Genomic DNA, 20,113 nt, shown 5'->3' on the forward strand with positions numbered 1-20,113 from the left:
ATTTTACCTAATTTGGGTTGTTGGTTCTTTTGCGACATTTTGCGATCAATAGGAAAAGGAGAGGAATTCCTACTTGAATCAAATGCATGTAAAACGGGAAAGAGCTTCCTAGAAGAAAAGAAAAAGTTCACACTCCTCGTGAACTTTTTCTGATTTTTTCAATACTTTGAAAAGCAACGCTAAACTGCGTTGCTTTTACCAAATCTAAAAGTATTTTGGATAAAATTCTTTTCTTAGCCCACCACTTAGTTGTGCATAAATCCGTGTTGTTGGATGGGTGAAGAAACTGAAAAGCGAGTAGGTGAGATAACTCTTAGAATCAATGACTTTGACATTAACATTGAAATATCTGAAAAAACGTTGGTAGGATTTTGGAAATAAAGTCTTATTCAACTAACATAGCCTTTGATTTAAAAATAGATAGAAAATTCTATTATAATGAATATAAAGTTCGCTTTATGGAATATATGGTTTCATTAAATGGAACAAAGCGAGAGCAAGATGAATCAAGCAGCCGCCAAGATTTCCATCATGAAGAGAAAGCAGCGGCGGATTCAGTGCTGCTGGTCCGGAGCATCGGTTTTCACCGGAATCGGCCGAAAAGCCAATGCAGGCCGCCCAGCTAGTTTTTCAAGGAAGGGATGATCATGGATTATACGATGTTTCCATTAAGTGAATATGCGGTGACGATTCGTTTTTCCACGAAAGTAGACGAAGCAGTGAATGACTATGTTCATCGTGTCGCTGCTTTTTTGGAACAACAGAACAAAGACGGGATTTTTGATATTGTCCCAACGTTTTCATCGGTGACGGTGTATTACGATCCGCTTGTTGCCGGAAGCTGTGAGGAAATATGCGAGTGGCTGCGAACAGAGCTTAAGTGGGTTGAACATGTGGCAGTACCGCCATCACGAACCGTTGTCATTCCCGTTTGTTACGGTGGCGAATTTGGCCCTGATTTAGAAGAAGTGGCACGCTTTCACGGGATGACGGAAGACGAGGTCATTGCCATTCATATGCAAGGGCGCTATCGCGTTTATATGATTGGTTTCGCTCCAGGTTTTGCCTATTTGGGAGGACTGTCGCCTAAAATCGCGACACCGCGCCGCGCCACGCCAAGAACGCTTGTGCCAGCCGGGTCGGTTGGCATTGCCGGCAGCCAGACAGGGATTTATCCGCTGGCGACTCCAGGAGGATGGCAAATTATCGGAAGAACGCCGCTTGCCTTATTCCGTCCAGATCATAACGAGCCGAGTTTGCTTCGTGCGGGAGATATCGTAAAATTTCGTCCAATTACCGAAGAACAGTATAGGATGTGGGAGAATGAGCACGATTCAAGTAATACATAGCGGATTTTTCACAACCGTGCAGGACGGAGGACGCTTCGGATATCAAAAAGCCGGTGTATCCGTTGGAGGAGTGATGGATTCGTTTGCGAGCCGGATTGCGAATTTGCTTGTCGAAAATGACGCGAATGAGGCGACATTAGAAATTGCGATGAACGGTCCGACGCTTCGCTTTGAAACGGATGCGCTCGTTGCGATTTGCGGCGGCGTGTTTCGCTGTGCATTAAACGGCAAACCAATATCGATGTGGAAGCCGTTTGTCATCCGACGCGGTGATGTGTTATCGATCGGGGCGTGTCAAAACGGCTATCGTGCATATATCGCGTTTGCGGGCGGGCTTAACATTCCGATTGTGATGAACAGCCGTTCTACCCATGTACAAGCGCACATCGGCGGTTTTCATGGAAGAGCGCTGCAGCCGGGGGATGTATTGTCCCTGCGATCCAAGACGATAACGATTCCAAAAAATCCTATTCGTTGGGGGATTGCGTTTTCTGCGAGAAATTACATAAAAGGGAAAAGAAAAATGATACGTGTCGTGAAAGGCCCGGAATATAACATGTTTACCGAGCAAAGCCAAGAGCGATTTTTTTCTTCCACGTATGAAGTGACGACACAATCAGACCGCATGGGCTATCGCTTGCAAGGGCAAGCTCTTGAGCGCAAGACGAATCAAGAAATGATTTCGGAAGCGGTCACGTTTGGAACGGTGCAAGTGCCTGCTTCCGGCCAGCCGATTGTATTGATGGCCGATTGCCAGCCGACAGGAGGGTATCCGCGCATCGCTCAAGTAATTAGCGTAGACCTTCCGATTTTAGCGCAGGCGCGCCCAGGCGATCATATTCAATTTCAAAAAGTATCGTGGCAAGAAGCACAACGGTTATATATCGAACGAGAGCAAGAAATAAAAAAATGGAAAATGATCATTCGTCAAAAATGGAGGGAAATCGGCTATGCGCGTTGATTTGAATTGCGATTTTGGCGAAAGCTTTGGAATATATCGCCTCGGCGAGGAAAAAGAGATTTTGCAGTATGTCACATCGGTCAATGTCGCTTGCGGCTTTCATGCCGGAGATCCGCTTGTGATGCGGAAAACGGTGCAGATGGCATTAGAGCAAAAAGTCGCGATCGGCGCGCATCCGGGGTTTCCGGACTTACTTGGATTTGGCCGGCGCAACATGGCGGTCACTTCAGAGGAAGCGTATGCGTATGTTGTTTATCAAATTGGGGCGCTCGCTGCGTTTGTGAAAGCGGAAGGAGGGAAGATGTCGCACGTCAAGCCGCACGGCGCCCTTTATAACATGGCGGCGAAAGACACGGCGCTGGCGGAGGCGATCGCCAAAGCGGTGTACGATGTCGATCCAACCTTAATTCTGTACGGACTTGCTGGAAGCGAGCTGATTCGCGCCGGAAAGAAAATCGGATTGCGGACGGCAAGTGAGGTATTTGCCGATCGAACGTACCAACAAGATGGTTCATTGACACCAAGAAGCGACCCGCGCGCGTTAATTGTTGATGAACAGGAAGCGGTTCAGCAAGTGCTGACTATGGTGAAAGAAAAACGCGTCCGCTCTTTGCAAGGCATCGATGTTCCGATTGAAGCGGAAACGGTATGCATTCACGGGGACGGCAAGAAAGCGGTGCTGTTTGCCAAACGCTTATATGAAGCGTTGCAGAAGGAAGGCGTGAATGTTTGTTCCATTGTTGGATGAATGAGAGAAAAAGTAGTGGATATCTTTTTTATTTGCTCAATAATTTCACAGCGAGGTACACCGCCACCGCCCATATAATAAGAGCGGAAACTTGATTGATGCGCGTCATCGCCGTTCCTTTTCTATCAATCTGGCCAATCGTTTTTCCGGCAATGGCAAGAAAGAAAAACCACAGCCAGGAAACAGAAATGCAGGCACCGGTAAAAGTAACTTTTTCCGATCCATGATAATTCAATGAATTGGTGCCAATCACCCCGATGGTGTCCAATATCGCGTGAGGATTTAGCAATGAAACAGAAAGGGCAAACAGTATTTGCTTTTTCGGCGGCATTGACCCTGGATCGTTCGCAGAAGACGGCTTGCTCTTCCAAACCGTCCATCCCATATATAATAGAAAAATGAAACCGACGACAAATAGGATTGTTTGCAGCCAAGGAATCGTAAACACAACAACTGACACGCCGAGCACCGCCAATAAAATAAGCGCCGTATCGCACAGCGCCGCGGTAAGCACTGCGGGAAGCGCCTGAAAGAAACGAGGCTGCGTCGCTCCTTGTTGAAAGACAAATACATTTTGCGCGCCGAGCGGAAGAATAAGGCCAAGCGCTAGGATAAAGCCGTGAATGAAAGCAGTAAGCACGTTCCATTCTCCTTATCTATGTTATGATAGGTCTTGCGCCAGTCGAATCATATCGCGGCATGGTATGCCGTTTTCCAAAATTGGCTCCTCATAGTGCCGGACAAAAAAATCTTTATCAATGCCCGTGATGCGAAACCCGCATTTTTGATAAAGCGCCAGCTGCCCGATGCTCGAATTTCCTGTACCGATTTCTATCGTTTGATAGCCTTGTTGTTTGGCTGTTTCAATCGCGTGCTGCACAAGCTGTTTTCCGATTCCTTTTCCTTGATGCTCGGGCATAACGGCGATATTGACGATTTCCGCGGTTTTCGGACGTGTCGGAAGCAAGACGTACACGCCAACGATGTTTCCTTCTGTTTCCGCCACGAAGCATTGTCCTCTTTGTATGTAATCGAGAACGAGTTGTTCGGATGGATCGGCCAATAATAGTAGCGGCATTGGAGGAGATTCGTTGTTTGATAAAGGACGAATTACCATGATTATGCTCCTTTCTTTAGAAAAACTCGTACAATCCGTTTGCGAAATACTCATATTCTTCTTTTGTGATCGGTTTTTTCCCATATCCTTCAAAAAACACGATGACGTCCGATTCATGTTGAAACGCGTTTTGCTTCGGACGGATGGCCAATGCCGCATCGTACCTTGGATCTCCGAAAGCGCCGCCGCTCCAATCGATGATACCGACCATATTTCCGTCGCGAACAAGAACGTTATCAATCGTAAAATCCCCGTGAATAAGTGTGGGCGGACACGGTGCTGGCCGTTTTTTCATTAGTTCGTCTAAAAGTTCCGCCGTGCCGTCTACGTGATCATGTGCAAGGTGATAAGCCGCTTTTTCCAACATCTCGTCCAGCCACGGTTGTTGCCCGATCAGTTCACGCGGGCATGGCGTAGAGTGGATTTTCGATAGCACCTCGCCAAAGCGGAAAATCATGTCTTGCCTTTTTGCTTTGTTCGTTTCTTTCTCTAATGCTTGTCTGAGCGGCTCTCCCTCGATATATTCGAGTAGCGCCCACGCCTCTTTCTTATGTTTTGTTTCATGGAATCGGTATAAGATCGGGATCGGCAATGCTGTAGAGGACAGACAGGTTAATACTTTTGCTTCTTTTGCGAGCCATGCGCAGAAACGTTCGCCTTTTGCTCGTTTGACGACATACATGCCGTTAGCTGTTTCGATTATTCCTACGACCGATGTATATCCTTGCTTTGGAAAATGGATAGCATATATAGTTCCCACATCATTTTGAATATCTTCGGGAATTTCTTGAATGGCAATTGGTTTCATTGTTTCCTCACCAGTTCGCTCCATTTAAAAGTACGCATTTGCCATAAAAAAACAGTAAATTCTTTTGTTTCTATGCTATAATACTATAACAATAGTTTTGAAAATTCAAATAGGTACATGGAGGGAGGGGAAAACGATGCTTGAATTGCGGCGATATAGCGATTTCTCACTGTTCAAACGGGATGTGCTGCCGTTTCTCGAGCAACATGAAGGGGAAAATAATTTGCCGCTAGGTGTAATCATGAATATGAAGCCGGAACAGAAGCCGGTGTATATGGGAACAGTGAATAAAGATGGCAAGCTGGCGCTTGTCCTGTTGCAAACGCATCCGAGCCAGCTTATTTTGTCGAAATCGTTGCCATTTGCGGACAAAGAAATAGAGGAAATCGCGAAAAAGCTGTACGAAAGTTATCCGAATATACCGGGGATGATCGGCGAAAAATGGCTGGCGACGGCGCTCGCGGAAAAGATCGCCAAGCTTCAGCACCGCCGTGTCCATATTCAGATGAAACAGCGGATTTATGTACTGAAACAAGTGAAAAGGTCTGCCTCCAAACGAGGTGTGCTGCGTCCGGCGCAAATGAGCGATATGGAAATGCTGTGCCAGTGGTTTGTCCGGTTTTGTGAGGATGTTAAACTCCCGACATCCGCAGAGGAAGCGGCGCAGGCGGTGCAAGGAGTGATCGCCAATCAGCAAATATACGTATGGATGATCGATGGGGAGCCGGTTTCGATGGCGCGCTGGGATCGTCCAACGAAAACAAATGTAACGATCGGCTGGGTATATACGCCGCCGGAAAAACGAAAACACGGATACGCTTCTGATTGTGTGGCGGCATTGACGCAGCAGCTATTAGATTCGGGATATAAAACCGTTTCGCTTTATACCGATTTAGATAATCCGACTTCAAATAAAATTTATATGGAAATTGGATATGAGCCGGTGATGGATTCCATGCTGCTGCAGTTTGTGAAGGAGGAAATAACATGAGGGAAATTCCATTTGCCATTATTTTCGATATGGACGGCACGCTGTTTCAAACGGAAACCGTTCTTGTTCCTGCCCTGCATAAGACGTTTGGCCGTCTGCGCCGTGAAGGGCTGTGGCAAGGGGACACGCCAGTCGAGGAATATTTGCGGATTCTTGGCGTTCCGATTCCAGAAGTATGGCGCCGGTTGATGCCGGAAGCGAGCGAAGCGGTGCGCGACCGAGCAGCCGCATGGTTTTTGGATGATATCATTGATGAAATCGGGCAAGGAAACGGGCGGTTATACCCAGACGTGCACACGACGCTTGCGGCCCTTGCCGATCAAGGAATTCCGCTTTTTGTCGCAAGCAACGGGCGTCAGCGCTATCTCGCCGCGATTCGGACCGCCTTTTTGCTCGAGCGCTATTTTATCGATTTTTACAGTCTCGATCGGTTTTCTCTGATGTCGAAGTCCGCGTTGGTCAAGCAATTGTTGAATGATTACGGGATTGAAAAAGCGGTGATGGTAGGGGATCGGTATTCCGATATTCAAGCGGCGAAGGATAATGGGCTTTGGTCGATTGGATGCCGGTTTGGTTTTGCCAACGATGAAGAGCTGCGCGGGGCGGATGTGATTATACATCAGTTTTCAGAGATTGGTTCGGTATGGGGGGAAATGGTGAACAAAGCATAGAAGTTCAAAACGATACGAAAAATATATATGATGAAGGGAAGACTGTCTCGCACTCAAATAGCCAGCTTTTTGATGTCTACCTAGCGCTGGCGTTTGACAAAGAGACAGTCTTTTTTTGTTATCGTTTTCAACAACATTTGTTTATTTTTATAGAATTTTTAGACAAATGCTGTCATTGTCCGAAAATTCAAACTAAGTATATCATATAAGCGTAGTGAAAATAGTAGTTAATTATATTTTCATTTAGGAAGGTGATGAAAGATATGATGAATGGCAAGGAATATTTAGAAAGTCTAAGAGATAACAGGGTTGTTTATTTAAATGGAGAAAAAATTGATGACGTAACCACACACCCTGCCTATGAAAATGCTGCTCGTTCGATTGCTAGAATGTACGATGCTCTTCATGATGAACAGATGGGAAAAATTTTAACGACCACTACTGAAGAAGGTTATCGAACTCACAAATTTTTCAAAGAGCCTAAAAATGCTCAAGATCTTTTAGAAGCAAGAGATGCGATTGCACAATGGGCCAAGCTGAGCTATGGCTTTATGGGGCGCACTCCTGATTATAAAGCCTCTTTCACAGCGCATTTGAAAGCGTTTGCTGATTATTACGAAGGTTTTGAGGACAACGCGCGAAATTGGTACAAAAAAACGACAAAAGAAATTCCGTTTATTAACCATACGATTATTAATCCGCAAGTCGACCGTTCCAAGCCTCTTCATGAAAATAAAGATGTATTTGTCCGCGCTGTAAAAGAGCGGGATGACGGCATCATTGTAAGCGGTGCCAAAATGGTGGGAACGGCAGCAGCGCTAACTCATTACAACTTCGTTTCCAACTATGGAGCCCAAGATTTAGGAGACGGTGATCAAAGCCATGCACTCATCTTCTTTGTACCGATGAATGCGCCTGGTGTAAAAATGATCAGCCGCCAATCGTATGAACAAATTGCAAAAACGTTAGGTTCTCCATTTGATTATCCGCTTTCCAGCCGTTTTGATGAAAACGATGCAGTAATTGTATTAGACAATGTATTTATTCCTTGGGAAAACGTTTTTGCTTATAAAAATGTAAAAGTAGTAAATGGATTTTTTGTTGAAACGGGATTCGTTAACCGCTTTACATTCCAGGGGTGTACGCGTTTTGCCGTCAAGCTTGACTTTATGGTTGGCTTATTAATGAAAGCGACGGAGGCAGCAGGTACGAAACAATTTCGGGGTGTTCAGGCGAACATCGGCGAGGTCGTAGCCTTCCGCAATATGTTCTGGGCGCTTTCTACAGCAATGGCAGCAAATTGTGAAATGAGAAATGGTGTCGCGCTTCCGAATCTTCAGTACGGTGCTGCTTACCGGGTGCTCGCTCCGATGGTATGGCCGCGCGTCAAACAAATTTTTGAACAAGTCGTAGCCGGCGGGCTCATTCAATTGCCTTCAAGTGCTAACGACTTCTTAAATCCGGAATTGCGCCCGTATTTGGATCGTTATTACCGCGGTTCAGGCATTGGTGCAGAAGAACGGGTGAAATTGATGAAAATGATTTGGGATGCGATCGGAACGGAATTTGGCGGACGTCATGAACTTTATGAAATCAACTATGCGGGCAACCATGAAAACATTCGTTTGGAGACGTTAAAAATTGCCGATGTAACTGGAGATTCCGAACGATTTAAAGCGTTTGTCGATTCCGCTTTGGATGATTATGACCTTCACGGTTGGGTCAATGACACTTGGGTGTCTCCGAAAAAAGAAATTGTTCAGAAATAACAGAAAAGGAGGTGGTAAACATGGACGATCGCTTATTTCGCAATGCAATGGGGAAATTTGCTACAGGGGTTACGGTAATTACGACGGAGCTTAACGGGGATATCCATGGAATGACGGCAAACGCCTTTATGTCTGTTTCCTTAAATCCGAAACTTGTGTTGGTTTCCATTGGAGAAAAAGCGAAAATGCTGGAAAAAATTCAACAATCGAAAAAATATGCAGTTAACATTTTGTCACAGGATCAAAAAGTACTTTCGATGAATTTTGCCGGACAGCTGGAAAAACCAGTAGATGTGCAATTCGAAGAGCTGGGGGGACTGCCGGTCATTAAAGATGCTCTTGCACAAATTTCCTGCCAAGTTGTTAACGAAGTTCAAGCAGGCGATCATACCCTTTTCATTGGGGAAGTGACAGATATAAAAATTACAGAGCAAGATCCGCTTCTGTTTTTTAGCGGAAAATATCATCAGCTTGCCCAAAACGAAAAAGTGGAGACGTCGAGCTAAAAAGAGGAGGCATTCTATTGAAAACGATCACCATTGATCATAAAAATGATCTGCATCTTATTGCCTCTTGCCCTGTCGTAGCTGCACTAGGGTTTTTTGACGGCGTTCATCTCGGACATCAAAAAGTTATTCAGACCGCGAAAAAATTGGCGGACAAAAAGGGGTTAAAAACAGCGGTAATTAGCTTTTTTCCGCATCCAAAAGAAATTATCGGCAAAACGGGAGAACGTGTCCATTATTTGCTCCCGCCTGCCGAAAAAGCGAAAAAGTTTTCTCGTTTAGGGGTTGACTACTTCTATTTAATACGATTTACACCTGAATTTGCAAGACTTGAACCGAAAGAATTTGTCTGGAAATATTTAGTCCCTCTGCAAATCAAACATGCAGTAGCTGGATATGACTTTACGTACGGTCGAAAAGGAAAAGGAAGTTTAGACACGATGGAAGAAGACAGCGGATACTCTATCACTGTCACTAAAGTAGAAAATGTGGAACGAAATGATGAAAAAATTAGTTCCACGCTTATTAGAAACAAGATTCAGTTAGGATTGATGGAAGAACTTCCTGACTACTTGGGAGAATTTTACGAAACAAAAGGAAAAATGATACGTACAGATGGAAAAGACGAGTTGATTTTGGATCGGTACTATATGATTCCGCCAAAAGGATGCTACGATGTGGCGATTGATAGAGGAGAAGGATGGTTCGATGGACGCGTGCTTGTAACAGAGCAGAAAAAAATCTATTGGCTTGGTCCACCCATCCCTTCTGTATGGAATATTTTTCGAGTGAAAGTGAAATGGATTTCTAGAAACATCCATTTCATCCTAGAAATAGAAGAAAAGCAAACAAAAAATTTAGTATCCGTGCATGGATAGCGATGTTGATATAGAAGGAGGGAGCAACGTTGGCATTCCTGAAGCAAAAAAGCATCAGCAGTGATTTAGCGCAAAAAATGATTGATAAAGCAGTACAAAAGGCTACGGAACTTGGAATTAAAGTGAACATCGCCATTGTGGACCAAGGAGGAAACTTGAAAGCTTTTTGCCGTATGGACGGGGCTCCTCTTTTAAGCATACAAATTGCGCAAAATAAAGCTTATACGGCAGCAGCTTTCGGGATTCCGACCCATCAATGGTATGACATGATCAAAGATGAGCCGAGTTTGCGCCTTGGGATTGTCCATACAGAAAAGCTTGTCATTTTCGGAGGCGGTTACCCGATTTATGACGGAAAAGATTTAGCCGGAGGAATTGGAGTCAGCGGCGGTTCAGAAGAAGAAGACCGGATGTGTTGCGAAGCAGCGTTATCTTTATTGGAAACGGTTTAATGGAAAGCGTTGGTCATTGTGTTCTTTTCATAAAAATGTTGAAAGAAAGGGAGGATTGAAATGGGCGCAATTTTAAGATTAGGTCGATTGGAACTTCGTGTGCTAGATTTGGAGGAATCTGTTAAATATTATACAGATGTCATTGGACTTGAAGTGACAGGACGCGAGGAAAATCGAGTATATTTAAAAGCTTGGGACGAATACGACCATCACAGCATCATTTTACAAAAAGCCGATACGGCTGGAATGGATCATATGGCATTTAAGGTAAAAGATATTTACGAGTTGGAAAAATTAGAATATAAAATTGAACAATTTGGATGCACAATTTCTCGGATTTCCAAAGGTGCTAGATTAGCAGAAGGAGAAGCGATTCGTTTCCAGATTCCTACAGGTCATTACATGGAATTATATACTGACATCGAACAAGTGGGGACAAAGACAGGAACTCTCAACCCTCATCCATGGCCAGATGGGTTAAAAGGAATTGCTCCACATCGCTTGGATCACGCTCTTTTAACGGGCGATGATTTGAAAACGGCAACACGTTTCTTTACGGAAGTGCTCGGTTTTAAACAAACGGAGAGAATCATTACGGTAGATGGGGAAGATTTAGTAGGCAGCTTTTTGTCAGCGACCAACAAGGCCCATGACGTTGCTTTCGTGAAAGGACCGGATGGCAAATTCCACCACGCAGGATTTTATGTAGATAACTGGTATGAAGTATTAAAAGCAGCGGATATTTTAACAAAAAATGATGTTCAAGTCGAAATTACACCGACCCGACATGGAATCACACGCGGTCAAACCGTTTACTTCTTTGACCCATCTGGAAATAGAAACGAGGCATTCGCAAGCGGTTATATGAGCTATGCTGACTTCCCGACCATTACATGGACGGAAGATAAGATTGGCGCAGGTATCTTCTATCATCGAAGAGAACTGGTTGAATCATTCTCTAAAGCATTAACGTAAAAAAAGAAGATGTGATGCGATAAAGGGGCTTGTGTCCACTGGCCCCTTTTTGAACTAACAATGCTCAGGAAGGAATGGGAATGGCCATCGCTATCACTGAATGATAACAGTGCGGTTTCAAAAATTCGCTGTCAGCGTTCGATAGGAGGTAGTTTGGTTTGCAGGAAGTGACGAGTACCCGTATCAAAACCGGAGCCTATGAGACATATTTTTATCGTGCCGGTATCGGGAGCAGTGAAGCGATTCTTTTTATCCATGGATCCGGCCCGGGAGCAACCGCTTGGTCTAATTGGCAATATGCGCTCCCTTTTTTCAGCGAAAAAGAGTTTGATTGTATAGCGCCAGACTTAATCGGTTTCGGAATGTCGGAACATCCGTCTTCACCTCCGAAAGGCATACGGTCTTGGATGAGGCTATGGGTAGACCAAATAAAACTTCTTCTTGATTCATTGGAGATCAAACGCACCCATTTGGTAGGAAATTCTTTAGGCGGGGCTATTGCTCTTCACTTATTGGCCGAGGCACCTGAACGAATTGACCGCGTTGTGTTGATGGGCCCGGCTGGTGCTCCGTTTCGATTGACTCGAGAGCTTGACCGCATTTGGGGATTTTATGAGGATCCTTCTAAAGAGGCAATGGCGCAAATGATTCGCTGGTTTGCTTATGATGAAAGTTTTATCGAAGACCAGCTTGACAACATTAGCAAAATGCGCTTTGAGGCTGCGATGAATCCTGCGGTGCGGCGTTCATATGAAGCGATGTTTCCTCAACCTCGCCAGCAGATTGTGGATGATCTCGTTCTGCCAAGCGCCACGCTGCGCCGCATTCAACAACAAGTTTTACTCGTTCACGGTCTGAATGATCCGATCGTCCCTGTCGAAACAAGTTATTATCTTGCCCAACATCTTCCGCGGGTGAAAATGATGATTTACGGACAGTGCAGCCATTGGACGCAAGTAGAGCACAGAGATAGCTTTCATTCTTTGCTTTTAAGCTTTTTCAAGGATAAAATTTAAGAATATTTTTATATTTATGTCAAAATTAGGAGTTACGATTCATTCTTTGGCTGCACCGCTTGTGCTTACAATGCTAAGTTGCATCGCGAATAAGCCAAGTACAAGGCGACAGTTTCGTTTTTGAGGAGGGAAATGATGAACATTACAGAAATCGCCGCTTTATTATTGGAAGCGGAAAAGAAGAAAAAACCTATTGACCCGCTTACCAATCTTTTTCCCCATTTGACGGCAGATGAGGCTTATCAAATCCAATTGAAGCAAGTGGAATATAAGTTGGAAAACGGACGAACCATCGTTGGCAAGAAAATCGGTTTGACGAGCAAGGCAATGCAAAATTTGCTTCAAGTATCGGAACCGGATTATGGCCATCTTCTTGACGATATGATTGTGTTGGATGGAGAAAATGTTTTTCTTGATGAGTTCATCCAGCCAAAAGTAGAATTTGAGATCGCCTTCATTTTAAAGAAAGATTTAAAGGGTCCCAATGTCACGATGATGGATGTGATCCATGCGACGGAATATGTGGCCCCAGCCATTGAAATTATCGACAGTAGAATCAGAGATTGGAAGATTTGTTTTGAAGATACGGTTGCCGATAACGGTTCTTCTGCCAGAGCCATTATCGGGGGAAAACCGACGCCGATCGAAAACGTCGATCTTTCTCATATCGGTATGGCTGCTTATCGAAATGGTCAATTGATCGATACCGCTGCCGGAGCGGCTGTCATGGGAAATCCGATCCATGCCGTCATCTGGCTCGCCAATGCTCTTAGCCGTTATCATATTTCTTTACATAAAGGGGAAATCATTTTATCAGGAGCATTGACCGCCGCTGTGCCTGTATCTCGCGGGGATGCATTTACCGTAAAATTTGCTCATATGGGTGAAGTATCTGTTTCCTTCATATAAAAATTCGCTGCACATAGCGGGAATGCCGCTTGCAAGTTGGAAAATAAAAACACGTTACATGGGAAGGGGAATGAGCATGAAATTAAAAGCAGGGATTATTGGATCCGGCAATATCGGCACGGACTTAATGTACAAAATAGAAAGAAGCAAATATTTGGAAATGAGTGTTATGATCGGGATTGATCCTCATTCGGACGGATTAAAAAGAGCAAAAGATCGGGGAGTTACGGTGATTGATAACGGAATAGAGGGGTTTTTAAAAAATCCTGACTTGGCGGATATTCTTTTTGATGCAACGACAGCGAAAGCTCACTATAAACATCATGAAGTATTAACAAAATTAAATAAAAAAATTGTTGATTTAACCCCTGCCGCCATCGGTCCTTTTGTCGTGCCGCCGGTCAACTTAAAAGAGGAACTGGATGCTCCTGATGTTAATATGGTCACTTGCGGCGGTCAGGCAACGATTCCAATTGTTCACGCTATTCATCGGGTTGTACCAGTGGAATATGCGGAAATCGTAGCAACGGTTGCGAGCAAGAGCGCCGGTCCAGGTACAAGAGCAAACATCGATGAATTCACCCGGACGACGGCGAGAGCCATTGAAAAAGTGGGAGGAGCCAAGAAAGGAAAGGCGATTATCATTTTAAATCCTGCTGAACCGCCGATTATTATGAGAAACACGATTCATGCGCTTGTGGAAGAAACGGGAAAAGAAGAAGAAATCGTTCGTTCCATCGAATCGATGATCAAGGAAGTTCAAACGTATGTGCCTGGTTACCGTTTGCGGAGCGAACCGATGTTTGACGGAAAAAGAATATCGGTATTTCTCGAAGTAGAAGGAGCAGGTGATTATTTTCCTCCGTATTCTGGAAATCTCGATATTATGACCGCGTCTGCAGTAAAAGTAGGAGAAGAATTGGCAAAAATGAAAAATTCGGTAGTTTCATAGTCGAAACGAAAGGAGAGGGGATTATGGCAACACCATCCAAAATTCATTTAGTCGATGTAACGTTGCGGGATGGAAGTCATGCGATGAAACATGCTTTCACCGTCGAACAAGTAAAAGAAGTGGCAAAAGGATTAGACAAAGCAGGAATTGAATATTTTGAAGTCTCCCATGGCGATGGATTAGGCGGCTCTTCATTGCAATATGGTTTTTCCAAAGTGAATGAGATGGAACTGATTGCAGCGGCTGCTGAAGTCTGCAAAAACGCTAAAATTTCTGTTCTTCTTCTTCCAGGAATCGGTGTAAAGGAAGATTTGGAAGAAGCAGTAAAAGCGGGAGCGAAAATGGTGCGGGTGGCAACCCATGTAACGGAAGCGGACGTTGCGAAACAGCACATCGAGCTTGGAAGAAAGCTCGGATTAAAAACAGTAGGATTTTTAATGATGGCACATATGGCTCCGGTGGAAAAGCTGGTCGAACAAGCAAAATTGTTTGAAAGTTACGGAGCGGAAATTGTGTATGTGACAGATTCGGCAGGCGCATTGCTTCCACATGAAGTGAAGGAACGAGTGTCCGCATTAAGGGAGGCGTTATCATGCGAGATCGGCTTCCATGGCCATAACAACCTATCTCTAGCGATGGCGAACTCTATTGCCGCGGTGGAAGCAGGAGCCACTTATATTGACGGCAGTCTGCGCTGTTTAGGGGCAGGAAGCGGCAATACGCAAACAGAAGTGATGGTTGCTGTGTTTGAACGTCTCGGATATGAAACAGGTGTAAAGTTATATCCGATTATGGATGTCGCCAATGAAGTGGTGGCCAAATTTATGCCACGGCCTCAAGAAATCACTGGTTCAAGCCTGATTATGGGATATTCGGGGGTTTATTCCAGCTTTCTTCTTCACACACAAGATGCAGCCAAGAAATTCGGCGTTGATGAACGGGATATTTTAGTAGAACTAGGCAAGAGAAAAGCCGTCGGGGGACAAGAAGATTTCATTTACGATATCGCCGCCCAGCTGGCAAAGAAAAAAACCGTAGAAACCATTAGTTAAGGAGGTGATTGGATGTTAAAAACGGAAGTTATCGATTCCATTGTCGATGAATTGTTCCTTGCCGAAAAGCATGGTAAGGCGATTCCTAAACTGGTGGATCGTTATCCCGAATTGGATGTTCATCTTGCTTACGAAGTACAAAACCGGTTAATTGAACGAAAATGCCGAGACGAAGGGACGAAAATTGTTGGCTGGAAATTAGGATTGACAAGTAAAGCCAAACAGGAAATGATGGGGGTCCACGAGCCGACTTACGGAGTTTTGTTGGAGAATATGCAGCTGAAAAGCGATGGCTCCATTTCTTTGAAAACATTAATACACCCGAAAATTGAACCAGAGATTGCCTTTATTTTTAAAGAAGAACTAAAAGGACCGGGCGTCACCGTGGCGGAAGTTTTGCAAAAGACGGCCTACATCGCGCCGGCTCTTGAAATTATTGACAGCCGTTATCAAAATTTTTCTTTCACTTTAGCGGATGTTATTGCCGATAATTCTTCTTCTTCCCGCTTCATTTTAGGAGAACGTTTTACGAAATATGATGGGGAAGATTTAAGCTTAATTGGTATGGTTTTTAAAAAGAACGGGGCCATTGTTTCTACGAGCGCCGGCGCAAGCGTGATGGGACATCCGGCAAGGGCCATTGCCTGGATGGTGAACAAACTTTCCCGTTACGATCAATCGGTGAAACCGGGAGAAGTCGTTCTAAGCGGGGCGTTAACCGGCGCGGTGGAAATAAAAGAAGGAGACGTATTCTCGATGAGCTTGGACCGTTTTGGTTCGGTTGAAGCCTCTTTCACCTTTGGAAAGGAGAGTAAATAGATATGCCTTTCATTCAAGTTTATTTATTAGAAGGGCGTTCTCTTGAAAAAAAAGAGGCACTCATCTACGAGCTGACGGAGACGGTGTGCAAAGTGTTGGATGCGCCGAAAGAAAGTGTTCGAGTAATGATTCAGGAAATGCCTTTGGAACATTGGGGAATTGCTGGAGAATCCGTGAAAAAACGAAGAGAACATGAAAAGGAGTGAATGAAGTGATGAAATCGGTAGATACAAAAGTACGAGAAATTAAATTATTTATTGATGGGGAATATGTAACTTCAAGCAGCAATTCGTTATTTGAAGTGAAAAACCCTGCAACACAGGAAGTCATTGCGAAAGTACATGAAGCGACAAAAGAAGATGTCGATCGGGCGTGCAAAGCGGCAAGAAGAGCGTTTGAAGAAGGGCCATGGCGGACGATGACCGTCAAAGAGCGGTGCGAAAAAATTCGAAGAATGGCAGAAATTATAATGGAAAGAAGAGAAGAACTTGCACGCCTTGAAGCAACGGATGTCGGGAAGCCATATTCTGTAGCGTTTGAAAAAGAAATTCCGAGATCGGCTCATAATTTGAAGTTTTTCGCAGATTTTGTCGAACAATTAGGCGGTGAAGTATACCCGATGGAAGAAGAATACTTGAACTATACCCGTTACGAACCTGTCGGTGTAGCCGCTTTAATCACACCATGGAATCTTCCGTTTATGCTCACAACATGGAAATTAGGACCGTGCTTGGCCGCGGGAAATACGGCAGTCATTAAACCGGCGGAAGCCACTCCATTAACGGTTTCACTTCTCGGTGAAATTGCGAAAGAAGCTGGCATTCCAGATGGAGTGGTCAATGTCGTCCATGGGTTTGGTCCGAATTCAACTGGCGAGTTTTTGACTGCCCATCCGGAAGTAGACTTAATTTCGTTTACGGGAGAAACAACAACGGGAAAAGCAATTATGAAAACAGGCGCCGATACGCTAAAAAGAGTGTCGTTTGAGTTGGGAGGAAAAGCAGCAAATATTATTTTTGAAGACGCCGATCTTAACAAAGCGATTCCTGTTTCCATTCAAGCGGCATTCTTAAACTCAGGGCAAGTTTGCCTTGCCGGCTCCCGAATTCTCGTACAACGCTCGATTTTTGATGAGTTTGTCACTCGCTTCAAAAAAGCAGCGGAAGAATTAGTTGTAGGAGATCCGCAAGATCCGCGGACAAATATGGGTCCTCTTGTCAGCGAAGAACATTATAAAAAAGTGACAAGCTATTTAGAAATTGCTAAACAAGAAAATGCTACCTTGATTACAGGAGGAAAGCGTCCTTCTAACCTGCCGGACTATTTGAAAAATGGGTACTATTTGGAGCCAACGGTTTATGTACATGAAAATCCAGAAGCTCGTATTTGCCAAGAAGAAATATTCGGGCCTGTCGTTACGCTAATTCCTTTTGATACAGAAGAAGAAGCTGTGCAAATCGCCAATAACACGCAATATGGATTAAACGGAGTGATTTGGACTGAGAATTTGCAGCGCGCCCACCGTATTTCCCATCAAGTTCGTGCCGGTACCATTTGGGTCAATTGCTGGTTCGTGCGTGACTTGAGAGCTCCGTTCGGCGGTTTCAAGAAAAGCGGCATTGGTCGTGAAGGAGGAAGACATAGCTTAGAATTTTTCACAGAAGCAAAAAATATTTGTATTGCTTTGAAATAATTCATATGCCGCCGGATGACGTTATGTTCATCAACGATACAATCCGGCGGCTTCTTTTTCACTATATCTTTTCACTTTTTAGAGTGTTTCATTTCGCCTGCCAATAAAAACAAGTTCTCCTTCGAAGTCCGAAAAATCTTCAAAGCATGGCGCATAATGTGCTGCCGAGCGCATGCTTAAATTCAAAGGAGGAACAGCCAATGATATATCAAATTAATATAGGTGGAAAAGTATTTTCTTGTGGAGAGAATATGGATTTATTAAAAGCGGCGAAATCTCAGCAAGTAAAAATTCCTTATGGGTGTGCAAATGGAGGATGCGGGATGTGCAAAGTCAAAATTAAAGAAGGAGAATACAAAATTGGATTGTGTTCCAAAGGAGCTCTTTCCGATGAGGAACGGCGGCAAGGATATGTCTTAGCCTGTAAAACGTATCCGCTCAGTCACTTAATTGGGGAACTCATTGAATATTAAGGTGATTATGTATGAACAAACCAAAATCGGTACTGGATCAATTTGAATTGAAATTTGATAACGGTTACATTTATATGGGGGAGTCCCGCTCGATTATAGTGGCAGCAGATGCGCTCGGATTATTGCGCAGGGATTTAATTCGCGATATGGGTTTTGAGCGAATGAAAGGCTTTTTGTTTCGGTATGGATGGAATCTAGGAAGACAAGACGCGAAAGAACTGTTAAATCATGCAAACTGCACGATGGAGGAGTACATCCAATATGGACCAAAGCTGCATACGATGAAAGGCCATGTGAAAGCGAGATGTACTTTTTTGGAAGTCAAAAGCGAAAATGGAAAACGCCAAGTTACAATGGAAGGATATTGGTCTCATTCCTATGAAGCAGAAGAACACGTACGCCATTTTGGGACATCATCCATCCCGGTTTGCTTTACTCTTTCCGGATATGCAAGCGGTTTTGTTTCGGAAATTGCCGGAGAAAAAACTATTTTCAAAGAAATGACATGTGAAGGGATGGGAAAAGAAGAATGCCATTGGATCGGCAAAACGGTGGACCAATGGGGAAAAGAAGCGGAACAAGAGCTGCGGTATCTTGATGAGTCCCCAATCGTAGAAGAACTAGCTGCAACATATGAAAAACTGTTGGAAGAACGAAATAATTTGAAATTTGTAACAGCTATTCATAAGAAGCTCACCGAGGAAGTCATTAAAGGAAATAATTTAGATTCCGTTGTTCGTCAAATGTTTCAATCGATGAATATTCCAGTTTTGATCGAGAACTTGCACCTTCATCCGATGGCCTATGCTGGAATCACTTCCAATGAATTAGAACAATATAAAAACGAACTCATTGACTATTTAGAAAAAAATCCTTTTTGCAAGCCCCAAGCCATTGTAACATCGACCCATCTTCTTCATCTGCGCTATCATTATCGCTTAATGACACCAATTTTTTTGCAAAATAAAATAGTAGGATATTGTTCGTTTGTTTATCACGATTTGAACCAATTCAACGCCTCGATTTCTCCCATGATTTTGGAGCGGTTGGCCTCTGTCAGTTCGGTATGTTTGCTCAACGAAAAAACGAAACTTGAATCATATGAACGGATCAAAGGGTTCTTTTTGGAGGAAATCATTAATACGAGACAACAAAGCAACTATCACGACTTAATCATGAAGGCTAGTTTAATAGGTGTGGATTTATCCAAGCCTTTTTATATCTGTGTGCTGGATTGCCGGTTTCAAGAAGATGATTTATCGAAAGAGTTAGAAATGCAAAAAGAAATTTTAAGTTTTCTCACCGCCTATGGGAATGATCAAAAACAAAACATGCTGATTGGCAAGCGTGCAAAACATCTTATTCTGTTAATTACAGAAGATCAAGTCGAAAAAGAAGGAATACAAACATGGCTGGCAAAACTTGTTGATTTGCTATCGTCTCAATTTTCTTCTGTTACATTTTACGGAGGGATCAGTTCCAAAGCAAACAATGTATCGCATGCTGGGGACGCTTATAAAGAAGCGCTTATATCCGTCAGAGTCGCATCAAAACACCAACAAATCATTTCATTCGAATCTTTAGGAGTCGTTGGCGCTCTTATTAATGAAAATAATGAACAAGAAGTGAAAAAAATGGCTAAAGCTTGTCTTGGAAACTTAAACTTGGATGATCCAAAAAACGTAGAGCTTATTCGTACGTTGTATATCTTTTTAATCAACGGCGGCAACTTAGAACAGACAGCAGCAGACTTGGCGTTGTCCATCAGCGGATTGCGGTACAGGGTGAGCAAAATTGAAAGCATCCTTCAACAAGAACTGCGAAATCCTATGATTCATTATCAACTCCTTTTATCCATTCAGGCATTAATGATCATAGGAGAGATAGATATCAGGCTTAAATAAGGCAGCTACGGATTTATAGATTGTTCCCATCGTTTTTTCGCAATAAAGTGTGGATTCCTCCATAAAACGA

General features: G+C 43.8%; 22 protein-coding genes. 19 read left to right on the forward strand and 3 right to left on the reverse strand.

The genetic code is table 11. From position 1 onward, the window contains the following. Positions 1-647: 647 nt before the first annotated feature. The 3 genes from pxpB to QSJ37_RS00535 are packed head-to-tail and all read left to right on the forward strand — an operon-like array spanning position 648 to position 3,058. Positions 648-1,349, forward strand: coding sequence for a 5-oxoprolinase subunit PxpB (gene pxpB / locus QSJ37_RS00525; protein ID WP_285752675.1), 702 nt, complete (start codon positions 648-650; stop codon positions 1,347-1,349). Continuing rightward, positions 1,324-2,310: a 5-oxoprolinase subunit C family protein gene (locus tag QSJ37_RS00530; protein WP_285752677.1), complete on the forward strand. Its 987-nt coding sequence runs from the start codon at positions 1,324-1,326 to the stop codon at positions 2,308-2,310. Before pxpB ends, QSJ37_RS00530 begins: the two co-directional genes overlap by 26 nt. Next, positions 2,300-3,058: a LamB/YcsF family protein gene (locus QSJ37_RS00535; protein WP_285752679.1), complete on the forward strand. Its 759-nt coding sequence runs from the start codon at positions 2,300-2,302 to the stop codon at positions 3,056-3,058. Before QSJ37_RS00530 ends, QSJ37_RS00535 begins: the two co-directional genes overlap by 11 nt. 28 nt (positions 3,059-3,086) lie before the next feature. Here QSJ37_RS00535 and QSJ37_RS00540 read toward each other — a convergent pair whose 3' ends face one another. The 3 genes from QSJ37_RS00540 to QSJ37_RS00550 are packed head-to-tail and all read right to left on the reverse strand — an operon-like array spanning position 3,087 to position 4,983. Further along, positions 3,087-3,698, reverse strand: a complete 612-nt coding sequence (locus QSJ37_RS00540; protein WP_285752681.1) for a LysE/ArgO family amino acid transporter — start codon at positions 3,696-3,698, stop codon at positions 3,087-3,089. 21 nt (positions 3,699-3,719) lie between these two features. Further along, a complete protein-coding gene (locus QSJ37_RS00545) occupies positions 3,720-4,175 on the reverse strand; it encodes a GNAT family N-acetyltransferase (protein ID WP_043905027.1) in 456 nt (151 codons plus the stop codon). A gap of 16 nt (positions 4,176-4,191) precedes the next feature. Beyond that, positions 4,192-4,983, reverse strand: a complete 792-nt coding sequence (locus QSJ37_RS00550) for a phosphotransferase family protein (RefSeq protein ID WP_285752685.1) — start codon at positions 4,981-4,983, stop codon at positions 4,192-4,194. Between the two features lie 136 nt (positions 4,984-5,119). Here QSJ37_RS00550 and QSJ37_RS00555 point away from each other — a divergent pair, with 136 nt between their 5' ends. The 16 genes from QSJ37_RS00555 (at position 5,120) to QSJ37_RS00630 (ending at position 20,043) form a co-directional block, all read left to right on the forward strand. Beyond that, positions 5,120-5,974 (forward strand): GNAT family N-acetyltransferase, encoded by an 855-nt coding sequence (locus QSJ37_RS00555; RefSeq protein WP_285752688.1) that lies wholly within the window; start codon positions 5,120-5,122, stop codon positions 5,972-5,974. After that, positions 5,971-6,645 carry an HAD-IA family hydrolase gene (locus QSJ37_RS00560; protein WP_285752690.1) on the forward strand — a complete coding sequence of 225 codons (675 nt, stop codon included), beginning with the start codon at positions 5,971-5,973 and terminating at the stop codon, positions 6,643-6,645. The genes QSJ37_RS00555 and QSJ37_RS00560 overlap by 4 nt, the downstream gene beginning before the upstream one ends. A gap of 263 nt (positions 6,646-6,908) precedes the next feature. Further along, positions 6,909-8,414: a 4-hydroxyphenylacetate 3-hydroxylase family protein gene (locus QSJ37_RS00565; RefSeq protein ID WP_285752692.1), complete on the forward strand. Its 1,506-nt coding sequence runs from the start codon at positions 6,909-6,911 to the stop codon at positions 8,412-8,414. 20 nt (positions 8,415-8,434) lie between these two features. Next, entirely contained in the window at positions 8,435-8,920 is a 486-nt protein-coding gene (locus QSJ37_RS00570) for a flavin reductase family protein (RefSeq protein WP_285752694.1), read from the forward strand. A gap of 17 nt (positions 8,921-8,937) precedes the next feature. Beyond that, the gene (locus QSJ37_RS00575; RefSeq protein ID WP_285752696.1) at positions 8,938-9,798 is read left to right on the forward strand and encodes an FAD synthetase family protein; all 861 of its coding nucleotides are present in this window, start codon (positions 8,938-8,940) and stop codon (positions 9,796-9,798) included. Between the two features lie 29 nt (positions 9,799-9,827). Further along, positions 9,828-10,250 carry a GlcG/HbpS family heme-binding protein gene (locus QSJ37_RS00580; RefSeq protein ID WP_171699294.1) on the forward strand — a complete coding sequence of 141 codons (423 nt, stop codon included), beginning with the start codon at positions 9,828-9,830 and terminating at the stop codon, positions 10,248-10,250. A gap of 60 nt (positions 10,251-10,310) precedes the next feature. Beyond that, complete coding sequence (locus tag QSJ37_RS00585; RefSeq protein WP_171699295.1) at positions 10,311-11,225, forward strand: catechol 2,3-dioxygenase; 915 nt, start codon at positions 10,311-10,313, stop codon at positions 11,223-11,225. 167 nt (positions 11,226-11,392) lie between these two features. Continuing rightward, the gene (locus QSJ37_RS00590; RefSeq protein WP_285754707.1) at positions 11,393-12,241 is read left to right on the forward strand and encodes an alpha/beta fold hydrolase; all 849 of its coding nucleotides are present in this window, start codon (positions 11,393-11,395) and stop codon (positions 12,239-12,241) included. Positions 12,242-12,376: 135 nt separating this feature from the next. Beyond that, on the forward strand, positions 12,377-13,150 hold the full coding sequence (locus QSJ37_RS00595; protein ID WP_285754708.1) for a 2-keto-4-pentenoate hydratase: 774 nt from the start codon (positions 12,377-12,379) through the stop codon (positions 13,148-13,150). Positions 13,151-13,226: 76 nt separating this feature from the next. After that, positions 13,227-14,102, forward strand: coding sequence for an acetaldehyde dehydrogenase (acetylating) (locus QSJ37_RS00600; protein ID WP_089097749.1), 876 nt, complete (start codon positions 13,227-13,229; stop codon positions 14,100-14,102). 23 nt (positions 14,103-14,125) lie between these two features. Beyond that, positions 14,126-15,154, forward strand: coding sequence for a 4-hydroxy-2-oxovalerate aldolase (gene dmpG, locus QSJ37_RS00605; protein ID WP_285752702.1), 1,029 nt, complete (start codon positions 14,126-14,128; stop codon positions 15,152-15,154). 12 nt (positions 15,155-15,166) lie between these two features. Beyond that, entirely contained in the window at positions 15,167-15,973 is an 807-nt protein-coding gene (locus tag QSJ37_RS00610) for a 2-keto-4-pentenoate hydratase (RefSeq protein ID WP_285752703.1), read from the forward strand. A 2-nt stretch (positions 15,974-15,975) separates the two neighbouring features. Then, the gene (locus QSJ37_RS00615; RefSeq protein ID WP_081188867.1) at positions 15,976-16,179 is read left to right on the forward strand and encodes a 4-oxalocrotonate tautomerase; all 204 of its coding nucleotides are present in this window, start codon (positions 15,976-15,978) and stop codon (positions 16,177-16,179) included. Between the two features lie 8 nt (positions 16,180-16,187). Continuing rightward, positions 16,188-17,666: an aldehyde dehydrogenase gene (locus QSJ37_RS00620; protein WP_081188866.1), complete on the forward strand. Its 1,479-nt coding sequence runs from the start codon at positions 16,188-16,190 to the stop codon at positions 17,664-17,666. Between the two features lie 200 nt (positions 17,667-17,866). Then, on the forward strand, positions 17,867-18,139 hold the full coding sequence (locus QSJ37_RS00625) for a 2Fe-2S iron-sulfur cluster-binding protein (RefSeq protein ID WP_081188865.1): 273 nt from the start codon (positions 17,867-17,869) through the stop codon (positions 18,137-18,139). Between the two features lie 11 nt (positions 18,140-18,150). After that, on the forward strand, positions 18,151-20,043 hold the full coding sequence (locus QSJ37_RS00630; protein ID WP_285752708.1) for a XylR N-terminal domain-containing protein: 1,893 nt from the start codon (positions 18,151-18,153) through the stop codon (positions 20,041-20,043). The last annotated feature ends 70 nt before the right edge of the window (positions 20,044-20,113 follow it).

Origin of the sequence: Parageobacillus sp. G301 (assembly GCF_030268025.1) — a bacterium.
GTDB classification, from domain to species: domain Bacteria; phylum Bacillota; class Bacilli; order Bacillales; family Anoxybacillaceae; genus Parageobacillus_B; species Parageobacillus_B toebii.

What these genes read in the sequence shown, in the direction of transcription:
- QSJ37_RS00615 (WP_081188867.1), top strand. Translation starts at nt 15,976, where the DNA reads ATGCCTTTCATTCAAGTTTATTTATTAGAAGGGCGTTCTCTTGAAAAA.
- QSJ37_RS00545 (WP_043905027.1), bottom strand. Translation starts at nt 4,175, where the DNA reads ATGGTAATTCGTCCTTTATCAAACAACGAATCTCCTCCAATGCCGCTA.
- QSJ37_RS00535 (WP_285752679.1), top strand. Translation starts at nt 2,300, where the DNA reads ATGCGCGTTGATTTGAATTGCGATTTTGGCGAAAGCTTTGGAATATAT.
- QSJ37_RS00570 (WP_285752694.1), top strand. Translation starts at nt 8,435, where the DNA reads ATGGACGATCGCTTATTTCGCAATGCAATGGGGAAATTTGCTACAGGG.
- QSJ37_RS00625 (WP_081188865.1), top strand. Translation starts at nt 17,867, where the DNA reads ATGATATATCAAATTAATATAGGTGGAAAAGTATTTTCTTGTGGAGAG.
- QSJ37_RS00565 (WP_285752692.1), top strand. Translation starts at nt 6,909, where the DNA reads ATGATGAATGGCAAGGAATATTTAGAAAGTCTAAGAGATAACAGGGTT.
- QSJ37_RS00550 (WP_285752685.1), bottom strand. Translation starts at nt 4,983, where the DNA reads ATGAAACCAATTGCCATTCAAGAAATTCCCGAAGATATTCAAAATGAT.
- QSJ37_RS00530 (WP_285752677.1), top strand. Translation starts at nt 1,324, where the DNA reads ATGAGCACGATTCAAGTAATACATAGCGGATTTTTCACAACCGTGCAG.
- pxpB (WP_285752675.1), top strand. Translation starts at nt 648, where the DNA reads ATGGATTATACGATGTTTCCATTAAGTGAATATGCGGTGACGATTCGT.
- QSJ37_RS00600 (WP_089097749.1), top strand. Translation starts at nt 13,227, where the DNA reads ATGAAATTAAAAGCAGGGATTATTGGATCCGGCAATATCGGCACGGAC.
- QSJ37_RS00595 (WP_285754708.1), top strand. Translation starts at nt 12,377, where the DNA reads ATGAACATTACAGAAATCGCCGCTTTATTATTGGAAGCGGAAAAGAAG.
- QSJ37_RS00610 (WP_285752703.1), top strand. Translation starts at nt 15,167, where the DNA reads ATGTTAAAAACGGAAGTTATCGATTCCATTGTCGATGAATTGTTCCTT.
- QSJ37_RS00555 (WP_285752688.1), top strand. Translation starts at nt 5,120, where the DNA reads ATGCTTGAATTGCGGCGATATAGCGATTTCTCACTGTTCAAACGGGAT.
- QSJ37_RS00560 (WP_285752690.1), top strand. Translation starts at nt 5,971, where the DNA reads ATGAGGGAAATTCCATTTGCCATTATTTTCGATATGGACGGCACGCTG.
- QSJ37_RS00630 (WP_285752708.1), top strand. Translation starts at nt 18,151, where the DNA reads ATGAACAAACCAAAATCGGTACTGGATCAATTTGAATTGAAATTTGAT.
- QSJ37_RS00620 (WP_081188866.1), top strand. Translation starts at nt 16,188, where the DNA reads ATGAAATCGGTAGATACAAAAGTACGAGAAATTAAATTATTTATTGAT.
- QSJ37_RS00585 (WP_171699295.1), top strand. Translation starts at nt 10,311, where the DNA reads ATGGGCGCAATTTTAAGATTAGGTCGATTGGAACTTCGTGTGCTAGAT.
- dmpG (WP_285752702.1), top strand. Translation starts at nt 14,126, where the DNA reads ATGGCAACACCATCCAAAATTCATTTAGTCGATGTAACGTTGCGGGAT.